Raw genomic sequence first — 12,669 nt, 5'->3', positions numbered from 1 at the left:
CTTACAGCAGAATTTTGCGCATGTCGGCCAGGACTTCGCCGAGGTACACGGAGAATCGCGCGCCCATCGCGCCATCGACCACGCGGTGGTCGTAGGACAGCGAGGTGCCCATCATCAAACGTGGCTGGAAGGCCTTGCCATCCCATACCGGCTTGATCGAGGCTTTCGACAGACCCAGAATCGCCACTTCCGGCGCATTCACGATAGGCGTGAAGTGCGTGCCGCCGATGCCGCCCAGGGACGAAATCGTGAAGCTGGCGCCCTGCATGTCGGCCGGTTTCAGCTTGCCTTCGCGCGCCTGCAAGGACAGTTCCGTCATTTCGCGGGCGATTTGCGAGACCGACTTCTGGTCCGCGCCCTTGATCACAGGCACCACCAGGCCATTCGGCGTGTCGGCCGCGAAGCCGATGTTGTAGTACTGCTTGAGGATCAGGTTTTCGCCCTTGGCGTCGAGCGAAGCGTTAAACGCCGGGAATTTCTTCAGCGCGGCGACGGAGGCCTTGATGACGAAGGCCAGCATGGTCAGCTTGGCCGCATCCTTGTTCTTCGCGTTGGCCGCGTTGGTATCGACGCGGAACGCTTCCAGGTCCGTCACGTCCGCTTCGTCGAATTGCGTGACGTGCGGGATCATGACCCAGTTGCGGTGCAAATTCGGACCCGAGATTTTCTTGATGCGCGACAACGGCAGCAATTCGGTCGCGCCGAACTTGCTGAAGTCCAGCGACGGCCATGGCAGCAAGTCCAGGCCCACGCCCGAACCGGCCTTCGCCACTGGCGCGTTCGGCGCAGCGACGGCGCCCGACATCACGCCCTTGACGAAATTCTGCACGTCTTCCTGGGTGATGCGGCCCTTCGGGCCGGAACCGCCCACGCGGGCCAGGTCCACGCCCAGTTCGCGCGCGAACTTGCGGATCGAAGGCGACGCATGTGCCAGCTTGCCATTTGCGGCAGGCGCGGCGGCAGGGGCAGCAGCAGCGACCGGTGCCGAAGCGACGGCGGCGGCTGGTGCGGCGGCGGCTTGCGCGGCAGGTGCAGGAGCGGCGGCAGGTGCAGCAGCAGGAGCGGCGGCGCCGCCGGTCGTTTCCACGACCAGTACCAGCGAACCCTTGGCAACCTTGTCGCCAACCTTGACTTTCAATTCCTTGACGATACCGGCGTGGCTCGATGGAATTTCCATGCTGGCCTTGTCCGATTCGACCGTCAGCAGCGACTGGTCGACCTTGATGGCATCGCCCACCTTGACCATCAATTCGATGACTTCGACTTCCTTGAAGTCGCCGATATCGGGCACGGTCACTTCGACCAGGGCTGGCGCGCCGGCGGCGGGTGCCGGTGCGGCAGCAGCGGGGGCGGCTTCAGCGGCAGGTGCTGCTACTGGAGCAGCAGCGGCGGCAGGCGCAGGCGCCGAGGCGTCGTCCGCCACTTCCAGCAGCAGGACCAGCGAACCTTCGGCGATCTTGTCGCCCACGTTGACTTTCAATTCCTTGACGACACCGGCGTGGCTCGATGGAATTTCCATGCTGGCCTTGTCCGATTCGACCGTGATCAGGGACTGGTCTACCTTGACCGTGTCGCCTGGCTTGACCATCAGTTCAATGATCTCGACTTCCTTGAAATCGCCGATATCCGGGACTTTGACTTCCACAATGCTCATAGCTTGCTCCGTTATTTTATTTGTCAGATGGACCCGCACACACGCCAGGGCGGCACTTTCGCACCGCCCTGGCATCATCGGGTCCGCACAACGATTACTGGGTCACCGGATTCGGTTTGTTCGCGTCGATGCCGTACTTGGCAATCGCCTGCTCCACCACCGACACGTCGATCTTGCCTTCGTCAGCCAGCGATTTGAGCGCGGCCACGGTGACATAATAACGGTTCACTTCGAAGAACTCGCGCAGCTTGGCGCGGCTGTCCGAGCGGCCAAAGCCATCGGTGCCCAACACTTTGTAAGTGCGGCCCTTCGGCATGAAGGCGCGGATCTGTTCTGCAAACGCGCGCATGTAATCGGTCGTGGCGACGATCGGGCCATCCGTGTCCTGCATCAGCGACGTCACGTACGGCACGCGCTGCTCTTTCGACGGGTTGACCATGTTCCAGCGCTCGGCATCCTGGCCATCGCGGGCCACCAGGGTCAGCGACGGCGCCGACCACACATCTGCGGCCACGCCCCAATCGTTTTGCAGCAATTCGGCAGCGAAGATCGATTCGCGCAGGATGGTGCCGCAACCGATCAGTTGTACGCGCAGCTTGGCGTCGGCCTGGCCGTCCTGCAGCTTGTACATGCCTTTCAGGATGCCTTCTTCCTGGCCTGGCTTGATGCCTGGCTGGGCGTAGTTCTCGTTCATGATCGTGATGTAGTAGAACACATCTTCCTGATTGGCGATCATGCGGCGCAGGCCGTCCTGGATGATGACGGCGACTTCATGGCTGAAGGTCGGGTCGTACGGCATGCAGGTCGGGATGGTTGCGGCGAAGATATGGCTGTGGCCATCTTCGTGCTGCAAGCCTTCGCCGTTCAGGGTCGTACGGCCAGCCGTGCCGCCCATCAGGAAGCCGCGGGCGCGCATGTCGGCAGAAGCCCATACCTGGTCGCCGATGCGCTGGAAGCCGAACATCGAGTAGAAGGTGTAGAACGGGATCATGATGCGGTCGTTGGTCGAATACGACGTCGCCGCGGCGATCCACGAGCTCATGCCACCCGCTTCGTTGATGCCCTCTTGCAGGATCTGGCCAGCCTTGTCTTCGCGGTAGTACATGACCTGGTCTTTGTCGACTGGCTCGTACAACTGGCCTTTCGGGTTGTAGATGCCGATCTGGCGGAACAGGCCTTCCATGCCGAAGGTACGCGATTCATCGACCAGGATAGGCACCACGCGCTGGCCCAGATTCGGGTCTTTCAGCAGGGTCGAAATGACGCGCACGAAGGCTTGCGTGGTCGAGATTTCACGGCCTTCAGGCGTGGCTTCCAGCACGTTCTTGAACGCGTCCAGGCCAGGCACAGGCAGGGTTTCTTCCGACTTCTGGCGACGCTGCGGCAGGTAGCCGCCCAGGGCCTTGCGGCGCTCGTGCAGGTAGACCATTTCCGGCGCATCGTCGGCAGGCTTGAAGAATGGGATGTCGGCCAGCTTGTCGTCAGGAATAGGCAGCGAGAAGCGGTCGCGCATTTCGCGGATGGCTTCATCGTCCAGTTTTTTCGTCTGGTGCGCCGTGTTGCGCGCTTCGCCCGACTTGCCCATGCCGTAGCCCTTGATGGTTTTCACCAGCAGGACGGTTGGCTGGCCCTTGTGTTCCTGGGCGATCTTGAAGGCCGCGTAGATCTTGTGCGGATCATGGCCGCCACGGGTCAGGCGCCAGATGTCGTCGTCCGTCATGTTGGCAACCATTTCCAGCAGCTTCGGATGCTTGCCGAAGAAGTGCTTGCGCACGTAGGCGCCGTCTTTCGCTTTGTAGTTCTGGTATTCGCCGTCGACGGTTTCCATCATCACGCGCTGCAGGATGCCTTCCTTGTCTTGTGCCAGCAAGGCGTCCCAGCCCGGGCCCCAAATGACCTTGACGACGTTCCAGCCGGCGCCGCGGAATTCGCCTTCCAGTTCCTGGATGATCTTGGTATTGCCCCGCACAGGGCCGTCCAGGCGCTGCAGGTTGCAGTTGACCACGATGACCAGGTTGTCGAGCATGTCGCGTGCGGCCAGGCCGATCGCGCCCAGCGATTCCGGCTCGTCCATCTCGCCATCGCCGCAGAAGGCCCAGATCTTGCGGTTGTCGGTTTTCGCGATGCCGCGTGCGTGCAGGTATTTCAGGAAGCGCGCCTGGTAGATCGCCATGTGCGGGCCCAGGCCCATCGACACGGTCGGGAACTGCCAGAAGTCAGGCATCAATTTAGGATGCGGGTACGAAGACAGGCCCTTGCCGTCAACTTCCTTGCGGAAGTTCAGCATTTGCTCTTCGGAGAGGCGGCCTTCGAGGAAGGCGCGCGCGTAGACGCCGGGCGAGGAGTGGCCCTGGATGTACAGCAGGTCGCCGCCGTGGTCGGCCGTTGGCGCGTGCCAAAAATGGTTGAAACCGATGCCCAGCATGTTCGCCAGCGAAGCGAACGAGGACAAGTGGCCGCCCAGATCGCCGTCGGCGCGGTTGGCCTTGACCACCATGGCCATGGCGTTCCAGCGCATCCACGAGCGCAGGCGCTCTTCATATTCCAGGTTGCCGGGACAGTGTGCTTCTTGTTTGGTGGGGATGGTATTGACGTAGGCGGTGGTGCTGGAGAACGGGATCTGGGCGCCACGGCGGCGGGCCAGGTCAACCATGCGTTCCATCAGGTAATGCGCACGTTCCGGACCTTCATTTTCCAGAACGGCTTCGAGCGCGTCCAGCCACTCCTTGGTTTCCTGCATATCCGGGTCGGTGCCGATCTGTGTCGTTACCTGGTTCAGTTGAGCTGACATCTGTTGAGTCTCCTTTGTGAACGCCCCACCCCGATTTTCCGGATCGCTGTCGGACGGTATTTCGCTGATTATTTACTATTAAGTCGGTTTAGTGTGGGGATTCTAACAGCGTATTTACTATTTTTCAAATTACGATATAGCATTTCGCATTGTGAAATTACCCTATGAAATTTATGCTGCAGTGCCGCAAATTCTGCCCGGAAATTAGGGTGAGCAGAGTAGCAAAAGGATTGAACACCCCAGTCGCCCGCACAGGCTCCCCGGGCCAAGCGGGCCTGAAAAATGTCGAAGGCTAGGCGCAGCGACGCAGACAGTACGTCAGTACGGCAAGGAGCTGCAACGCCGCCATCGGCATTTTCTCAGGCTCGCGTCTCTGGCCCGCTGTTGTTACGCCTTTGCATAGCCAAAACCGCCCCTTTGCGCCGCCCGGCTTTATAATCTGTCTTTTCCCTCCCACCAGCTCTCAGCCTCCCTACTATGCCAGCACAACTGATCGACGGAATCGCCCTTTCCCAAAAACTGCGCAGCGAGATCGCCACGCGCGCCGCCGCCCTCACGGCCAAGGGCATCCAGCCCGGCCTGGCCGTGATTCTCGTCGGCGAAGACCCGGCCAGCCAGGTGTATGTCCGCAACAAGGTCAAGGCGTGCGGCGACGTGGGTTTTCACTCGGTGCTGGAAAAATATGAAGCGGACCTGTCCGAAGCGGACTTGCTGGCACGCATCGCCAGCCTGAATACCGACCCGGCCATCCACGGCATCCTCGTGCAAATGCCCTTGCCCAAGCACATCAACCCGCACAAGGTCATCGAAGCGATCGCCACGACGAAAGACGTGGATGGCTATTCCGTCCTGAGCGCCGGCGAACTGATGACGGGCTTGCCCGGCTTCCGCCCGTGCACGCCTTACGGCTGCATGAAATTGATCGAAAGCACGGGCGCGGACTTGCGCGGCAAGCACGCCGTCGTCATCGGCCGTAGCAACACCGTCGGCAAGCCGATGGCCCTGCTGCTCTTGCAAGCGAACGCTACCGTCACCATCTGCCATAGTGCAACCCCGGACCTGGGCCTGTACACGCGCCAGGCCGACGTCGTCGTGGCCGCCGTCGGCCGCCGCAACACCCTGACAGCCGACATGGTCAAACCAGGCGCCATCGTCATCGATGTGGGCATGAACCGCGACGATGACGGCAAGCTGTGCGGTGACGTGGATTTTGCGGGCGTGAAAGAAGTCGCCTCCCACATCACGCCCGTGCCGGGTGGTGTTGGCCCGATGACGATCACCATGTTATTAATGAACACGGTAGAGGCTGCCGAGCGCATCTAAAGAATCACCCCGGGGCGGCGTTGCCGCCCTATTAATATGGAACCGACGATGAATACCAATCCCCTGCTTGATTTTTCCGGACTGCCACGCTTCGACGCGATCACGCACGAACATGTCACGCCTGCCATCGATACCCTGCTGGCCCAGGCGCGCGCCACCGTGGCGCAGCTGGAAGCGCCGATGGAAGAAGTGAGTTGGGAAAACTTCGTCGCCCCCCAGGACCAGATCGCCGAAACCCTGGGCCGCGCCTGGAGCATCGTCAACCACCTCAACAGCGTGGTCGATACGCCCGAGCTGCGCGCCGCCTACAATGCCAACCAGCCCAAGGTGACGGAATTCTGGACCGAGCTGGGCCAGAACGAAATCCTCTTCGGCAAATACAAGCAGCTGCAGTCCAGCGCCGGCTTTGCCAGCCTGTCGCCGGCGCGCCGGCGCATCGTCGACAATGCCGTGCGCGACTTCCGCCTGGGCGGCGCCGAATTGCCCGAAGACAAGAAAGAGCGCTTTGGCGCCATCCAGGAAGAACATGCGGCCGTCTCCACGCGTTTTTCCGAAAACGTGCTCGATGCCACGAATGACTACAAGTTGCTGGTCGACAATGAAGCGGATCTCGCAGGCTTGCCCGACGACGTGAAGGCCGCCGCGCGCGCCGCCGCCGAGAAGGCGGGCAAAGCGGGCTATGAATTCTCGCTGCACTTCCCCTCTTACTACCCGATCCTGCAATTTGCCGACAATCGCGCGCTGCGCGAAACCATCTACCGTGCCAACGCCACCAAGGCCTCGGACCAGGGCGAGGTCTTCAGCAAGAAGGACGAGTGGGACAACACGCACAACATCGTCACTTTGTTGAGACTGCGCAACGAAGAGGCAAAACTGCTCGGCTACGGCAATTTTGCCGAAGTGTCGCTGGTCTCCAAAATGGCCACCTCGCCCGCGCAAGTCATCGCTTTCCTGGAAGACCTGGCCAAACGCGCGCGCCCGTTCGCAGAGAAGGACCTGGCCGAATTGAAACAATTCGCGCGGGAAGAACTGGGCATCGCCGAGCTGCAAGCGTGGGACGTGCCATACGCTTCCGAAAAGCTGCAGGAACGCCGCTACGCGTTCTCGGCCCAGGAAGTAAAACAGTATTTCCCTGAACACAAGGTGATCGACGGCCTGTTCCGCCAGATCCAGAATCTGTTCGCGGTCGCGATCAAGCCCGATACGGCGCCCGTCTGGCACCCGGACGTGCGCTTTTACCGCATTGAGCGCGACGGCCAGCTGGTCGGCCAGTTCTACCTGGACCTGTATGCGCGCGCGGGCAAGAGCGGCGGCGCCTGGATGGACGATGCGCGCGGTCGCCGTGCCGATGCCAGCCAAGTGCAAACGCCGATCGCCTACCTGACCTGCAACTTCACGGAACCGGCCGTGGTCGACGGCCAAGCCCAGCCTGCCCTGTTCACGCACGATGAAGTGATCACCCTGTTCCACGAATTCGGCCACGGCCTGCACCATATGCTGACGGTGGTCGACGAACTGGGCGTGTCGGGCATCTCCGGCGTCGAATGGGATGCCGTAGAACTGCCCTCGCAATTCATGGAAAACTTCTGCTGGGAATGGGAAGTGCTCGAACACATGACGGCGCATGCCGTCACGGGCGAGCCGCTGCCGCGCGCGCTGTACGACAAGATGCTGGCGGCCAAGAATTTCCAGTCAGGCTTGCAAACCCTGCGCCAGGTAGAATTTTCCTTGCTCGACATGCATTTGCACTATGACTACGATGCCAGCACGGGCCAGAGCGTACAGCAGCTGATCGACGGCGTGCGCGCCAAGTTTTCGCTGCTCATCCCGCCTCCGTTCAACCGCTTCCAGAATGCCTTCGGCCATATCTTTGCCGGCGGCTACGCGGCCGGCTACTACAGCTACAAATGGGCCGAGGTGCTGTCCGCCGACGCCTATGCAGCGTTCGAGGAAGCCAAGGCGCTGGGGCAGGCCGCCACCACCGCGGCTGGCAAGCGCTACCTGCAAGAAATCCTGTCCGTCGGTGGCTCGCGCCCCGCGCTGGAATCGTTTACGGCCTTCCGTGGCCGTGAACCATCGATCGACGCGCTGCTGCGCCACAGCGGCATGGCAGCCTGAAGGGTGATATGAGCAGCACCATGAACCGCGTCGATTTTCACAGCAACGTGCCGGACAAGCTGGCCTACGCCTGCCGCCTGGCGCGCAAGGCCTATATGGCCGGCAACAAGGTCGTCGTGCTGGCGCAAGATGCCGCCCAGCTCGACGCCTTGAACACGGCCATGTGGACCATTTCAGCCACGGATTTCCTGCCGCACGTGCTGGCCGGCGACCCGCTGGCGGCGCAAACGCCCATCATCCTGACCGATGACGCGGCCGCGGAGCTGCCGCACCACGACATCCTCGTCAACCTGTCGCAGTTGCCGCCGCCCAACTATGCGCAGTTCCAGCGCGTCTTCGAGATCGTTTCCATGGAGGAGCAAGATGCGCAGGCGGGCCGCCAGCGCTTTTTGCACTACCGCAAGCTGAACGTGCAGCCAACGCACTTCGTGGCGGGTAAAGCATGAACGAACAGCCATTCGACCAGGGCATTCCGCTGCTGACGGAAGTACTGTCGGGGCCGGAAGCCTTGCATGAGACGACGGCGGAGCCGGAAACCGTGCCGAGCATCGGCAGGACCGACATGATCGAAGTGGCCGATATTGCCGAGATGGAGGCCGCACCTGCTCCCGCCATTGCCCAACCCGACTGGGACGCCATCGAACAGCGGCTGACCCAGCGCATCCTGCACCAGGTGCAGGGCAAGATCGATCATCTGCTGGAAGAACGCATCGCCCACGTGCTGCAAACGGCCCTGCAAAACGCGCTGATCGGCATGCGCGGCGCCCTGCGCGCAGACTTGCAGCAATCGCTGGAGCAGATCGTGGCGCATGCGGTCAGCCATGAGCTGGGGCATTTGCATCCACCTGCGCAGTAAGCACACGCCTGTCGTTGACACCATGTCACCTGCCGGCAAACATCCGGGGGCAGACCCGACGTGACTCGGCGTCCCCGTCTGACCCCGGCATTCAAGCCTTTGGGATAAATGACCGTCACTGCATTCGCGCTCTACACCCTTCCCCCTCCCAACGCCATTCTTTGGTGCGCTCGTGCCTGCGAAATCGGTGCATCGCGCCTCACTTTGGTGATTGTTGCGACAAAATGCAAAAAGCCCCAAAAGCGGCTTTGCGCGGCCTGTTTTTTGTTGTAACGTACTTCACACGTACCGCCATTCGAAGCGGTTTCACGAGACGCCGCCGTATCTTTATCCATTGGAGAATGTTTATGCTGCTCAAGACCAAAGTCCTTCCTTTCGCCATCGCCCTCGCCTTTGCCGGCCATGCGGGCGCGCAGGAAATCATCAAGATAGGCCACGTCGCCCCGGTCTCTGGCGCCAGCTCCCACCTGGGCAAGGATAATGAGAACGCGGCCAAGATGGCCATCGAGGATTTGAACGCCAAAGGCTTCAAGATCGACGGCAAAGCCGTGAAATTCGTGCTGGTGCCAGAAGATGACGCGGCCGATCCCAAACAGGGCACGGCCGTGGCGCAAAAACTGGTCGACGCCAAGGTCAACGGCGTCGTCGGCCATTTGAACTCGGGCACGACGATACCCGCCTCGCGCATTTACTTCAATGCCGGCATTCCGCAGATTTCACCGGCCGCCACCAACCCGACGTATACCCAGCAGAAATTCAACACGGCCTTCCGCGTGGTGGCCAATGACAACAAGCTGGGCGGTACCCTGGGTGCATATGCCGTGGGCAAGCTGCAGGCGAAGAAAATCGCCGTCATCGATGACCGCACGGCCTACGGCCAGGGCGTGGCGGAACAGTTCGTCAAGGGCGCCAAGAAGGCGGCGCCTGGCGTGCAAATCGTCGGCAAGGAATTTACGAATGCCAACGCGACGGACTTCAATGCCATCCTGACCAGCATCAAGTCGAAAAATCCCGACCTGATCTTCTTTGGCGGCATGGATTCCGTGGGCGGGCCCATGCTGCGCCAGATGAAGGCGCTGGGCATCAAGGCCAAGTTCATGGGCGGCGACGGCCTGTGCACGGAACCGCTGGGCAAGCTGGCGGGCGACGCCGTGGGCGAAGACATGGTCACCTGCGCGGAAGCGGGCGGCGTGACGGGCGCACAGCAAAAAGGCATGGACGATTTCCGCGCCCGCTACAAGCAGAAATACAATATGGAAGTGCAGCTGTACGCGCCGTACGTCTACGATGCCGTGATGACCATGGCCACCGCCATGGCCGACGCGAAATCGTCGAAGCCGTCCGTCTACCTGCCGTTCCTGGCGAAGGTGCACTACCAGGGCGTGACGGGCCCCATCTCGTTCGATGCCAACGGCGACATCAAGGATGGCGCGCTGACCCTGTTCACCTACCGGGATGGCAAGAAAACCAAGATGGAAGTGATTAAATAGGCGGCTGCTCGGCCACGTAAGCGAGCAAGCCTTCGACCAGCGCGTCGAAGGTGGCGCGGCAGCGCAGGCTGCCGCGCAAGTCTGCATGCATGGTGACCCAGGTTTCCATGGGCAGCGAAAACGCTTGCGGCAACACGCGCCGCAGGGCCGGGTCGCGCGCCGCCAGCGCCGCCTGGCATACGCCGATGCCGGCGCCCGCGCGTATCAGGGCCAGTTGCGCCAGGTCGCTGTCGCTGCGCCAGGCAAAGTTTTCCCGCGTAAATCCCTCAAAGGCCGCGCCCGCGTTGCGCACGAAGGGACTCGCCTCGTCATAGCCGATGATGGCATGGCGCGCCAGATCGGCCAGTGCCAAAGGCATGCCATGCTGCGCCAGATAGTCCGCGTGCGCATGCAGGCCCAGTTCGATATCGCCCACCTTGCGCGCCACCAGCTGTTCCTGGCGGGGCCGCAGCATGCGCACGGCAATATCCGCTTCCCGGCGCAGCAAGTCCTGCACCTTGTTACTCAATACCAATTCAATAATCAAGTCCGGATGGCGCGCGCGCAGGCGGGCCAGTATCGCCGGCAGCACCTCCACGCCCACCACTTCGCTGGCCGCGATGCGCACGACGCCGGCCACGCCCTGCCCTTGACTGCTGGCGGCGCGCTGCATCAGGGCCGCCGTATGCTCCATGGTTTCCGCGTGGGGGCGCAGCGCCAGCGCCACTTCCGTGGGCAGCAGGCCCTGCTGGGAACGCGTAAACAGGGTCGCGCCCAGCGCCTGCTCCAGCGCGGCGACATGCCGGCCGACGGTGGGCTGCGTGATGCCCAGCGCGCGGGCCGCGCCGGACAGCGAACCATGCTTCAGAACGGCCAGCAGCGAACGATAGTATTCCCAGGCAATGGAGGTAGTCATACATAAATGTATAGCCTGTCATCGATGTTCGTCAATTCTCAATTAGCCTTGCGTGGCAGATACTGGCTCCATCAACCACAGGGAGGCCATGATGGAGAACACGAAAAACACGAAAGCGGTATTGGTGCTGGGCGCCACGGGCGGCATCGGCGGCGAAATGCTGCGCCAGCTGGCGGCGGCGGGCTGGCAGGTACGCGCCTTGACGCGGGGAGAAACGCCATCGCCGCGCGGCGACGGCGTTGCATGGCTGCGCGGCGATGCGCTGTCGCGCGCGGACGTGCTGGCGGCAGCCAAAGGTTGCGCCGTCATCGTGCACGCCGTCAACCCGCCCGGCTACCGCCACTGGGGCCGGCTGGTGCTGCCCATGCTCGACAACACCATCGCGGCCGCCATCGCCGAAGGCGCCACCATCGTGCTGCCTGGTACCGTGTACAACTTTGGCCCCGATGCCTTCCCCAGGCTGGCCGAGAACGCGCCGCAGCACCCGCAGACGCGCAAGGGCGCCATCCGCGTGGAACTGGAAGCGCGCCTGGAGCGGGCAAGCACGCAGGGCGCCAGGGTCCTGATCGTGCGGGCGGGCGACTTCTTCGGCCCCCGTGCCGGCAATAACTGGTTTTCGCAGGGTCTCGTCAAGCCGGGCCAGAGCGTGCGCAGCGTGCTGTATCCGGGCGCACCCGGCGTGGGCCACCAGTGGTCCTACCTGCCCGACGTGGCGCACACGATGCTGCAATTGCTGGCCATGCGCGCCACCTTGCCCGCGTTTGCGCGCTTTCACATGGCTGGCCATTGGGACCACGACGGCCGGCAAATGACGGGCGCGATTGCCCGCGTGCTGGAACAGGCCACGGGTACGCCACCGGCCATCCGGCGTTTTCCGTGGTGGCTGGTGGCACTGGCGTCACCGTTCGTGGCGACCCTGCGTGAAATGCGCGAAATGCGCTATTTATGGCAAACCCCGCTACAGATGGACAATGCGCAGCTGCTGGCCGTACTGGGCCGGGAGCCGCATACGCCGCTCGACGAGGCGGTGCGGGCGACATTGCAGGGAATGGGCAATCTGCAAAAGGCAGCGGGCAAAAAAAACGCGCCGGGATTGCCGGCGCGTTAATTGCAGGTACTGCGGCACAGATTATTTCTGTGCCAGTACCCATTTGACCAGGGTGTGGGCTTCCGCATCGCTCACCTGCGGGTTGGCTGGCATCGGGATCGCGCCCCAGGTGCCGGAACCGCCCTTCATGACTTTCGCCACGAGCTTGGCTTCCGCATCTTTTTGGCCGGCATACTTGGCCGCCACGTCTTTATACGCCGGACCCACCAGTTTCGTGCTCACCGCGTGGCAAGCCATGCAGTTCTTTGCTTTCGCCAGGTCCGGATTGGCCAACGCTGCTTGCGATGCCAGAGCCGACACGGCCAATACACTCACCAACATAAAACGTTTCATTGTCTTTTCTCCAAAGTTACTTCCTGCGGCATTTTACTGTGTTTCCGCAGATGCACCACGAGCCCAGATCAAGCGTTTCAATGTAGTAACGCAATGTAGTA

The 12,669-nt window shown here is 62.0% G+C and carries 10 protein-coding genes; 6 read left to right on the top strand and 4 right to left on the bottom strand.

Going from position 1 to position 12,669, the window contains the following annotated elements; translation table 11 throughout:
- Position 1: 1 nt before the first annotated feature.
- Together aceF and aceE are read right to left on the bottom strand one after the other, a co-directional pair.
- The gene (aceF, locus tag ACQ4WZ_RS00910; protein ID WP_436572364.1) at positions 2 to 1,654 is read right to left on the bottom strand and encodes a dihydrolipoyllysine-residue acetyltransferase; all 1,653 of its coding nucleotides are present in this window, start codon (positions 1,652 to 1,654) and stop codon (positions 2 to 4) included.
- Positions 1,655 to 1,748: 94 nt separating this feature from the next.
- A complete protein-coding gene (gene aceE, locus ACQ4WZ_RS00905; RefSeq protein WP_436572363.1) occupies positions 1,749 to 4,445 on the bottom strand; it encodes a pyruvate dehydrogenase (acetyl-transferring), homodimeric type in 2,697 nt (898 codons plus the stop codon).
- Positions 4,446 to 4,922: 477 nt separating this feature from the next.
- Here aceE and folD point away from each other — a divergent pair, with 477 nt between their 5' ends.
- The 5 genes from folD to ACQ4WZ_RS00880 all read left to right on the top strand — a co-directional run bounded on the left by folD (position 4,923) and on the right by ACQ4WZ_RS00880 (position 10,232).
- On the top strand, positions 4,923 to 5,768 hold the full coding sequence (gene folD / locus ACQ4WZ_RS00900) for a bifunctional methylenetetrahydrofolate dehydrogenase/methenyltetrahydrofolate cyclohydrolase FolD (RefSeq protein ID WP_436572362.1): 846 nt from the start codon (positions 4,923 to 4,925) through the stop codon (positions 5,766 to 5,768).
- 48 nt (positions 5,769 to 5,816) lie between these two features.
- The gene (locus ACQ4WZ_RS00895; RefSeq protein ID WP_436572361.1) at positions 5,817 to 7,886 is read left to right on the top strand and encodes a M3 family metallopeptidase; all 2,070 of its coding nucleotides are present in this window, start codon (positions 5,817 to 5,819) and stop codon (positions 7,884 to 7,886) included.
- Positions 7,887 to 7,906: 20 nt separating this feature from the next.
- On the top strand, positions 7,907 to 8,332 hold the full coding sequence (locus ACQ4WZ_RS00890; RefSeq protein WP_101484699.1) for a DNA polymerase III subunit chi: 426 nt from the start codon (positions 7,907 to 7,909) through the stop codon (positions 8,330 to 8,332).
- The gene (locus tag ACQ4WZ_RS00885) at positions 8,329 to 8,742 is read left to right on the top strand and encodes a DUF2486 family protein (RefSeq protein ID WP_101482511.1); all 414 of its coding nucleotides are present in this window, start codon (positions 8,329 to 8,331) and stop codon (positions 8,740 to 8,742) included. The genes ACQ4WZ_RS00890 and ACQ4WZ_RS00885 overlap by 4 nt, the downstream gene beginning before the upstream one ends.
- 347 nt (positions 8,743 to 9,089) lie before the next feature.
- Positions 9,090 to 10,232: a branched-chain amino acid ABC transporter substrate-binding protein gene (locus ACQ4WZ_RS00880; RefSeq protein WP_101482512.1), complete on the top strand. Its 1,143-nt coding sequence runs from the start codon at positions 9,090 to 9,092 to the stop codon at positions 10,230 to 10,232.
- Here the strand turns inward: ACQ4WZ_RS00880 and ACQ4WZ_RS00875 are convergent.
- Positions 10,225 to 11,127, bottom strand: a complete 903-nt coding sequence (locus ACQ4WZ_RS00875; protein ID WP_436572360.1) for a LysR family transcriptional regulator — start codon at positions 11,125 to 11,127, stop codon at positions 10,225 to 10,227. The genes ACQ4WZ_RS00880 and ACQ4WZ_RS00875 overlap by 8 nt on opposite strands.
- Before the next feature lie 91 nt (positions 11,128 to 11,218).
- Here ACQ4WZ_RS00875 and ACQ4WZ_RS00870 point away from each other — a divergent pair, with 91 nt between their 5' ends.
- Entirely contained in the window at positions 11,219 to 12,235 is a 1,017-nt protein-coding gene (locus ACQ4WZ_RS00870) for an NAD(P)H-binding protein (protein WP_436573844.1), read from the top strand.
- 21 nt (positions 12,236 to 12,256) lie between these two features.
- Here the strand turns inward: ACQ4WZ_RS00870 and ACQ4WZ_RS00865 are convergent, their stop codons facing one another.
- The gene (locus tag ACQ4WZ_RS00865) at positions 12,257 to 12,568 is read right to left on the bottom strand and encodes a c-type cytochrome (protein ID WP_086138918.1); all 312 of its coding nucleotides are present in this window, start codon (positions 12,566 to 12,568) and stop codon (positions 12,257 to 12,259) included.
- Between the last annotated feature and the right edge of the window lie 101 nt (positions 12,569 to 12,669).

This window comes from Janthinobacterium darwini, assembly GCF_051380905.1.
Lineage (GTDB): Bacteria > Pseudomonadota > Gammaproteobacteria > Burkholderiales > Burkholderiaceae_D > Janthinobacterium.
The sequence above is the reverse complement of the archived record's forward strand: the minus strand, read 5'-3'. Positions and strand labels throughout refer to the sequence as shown.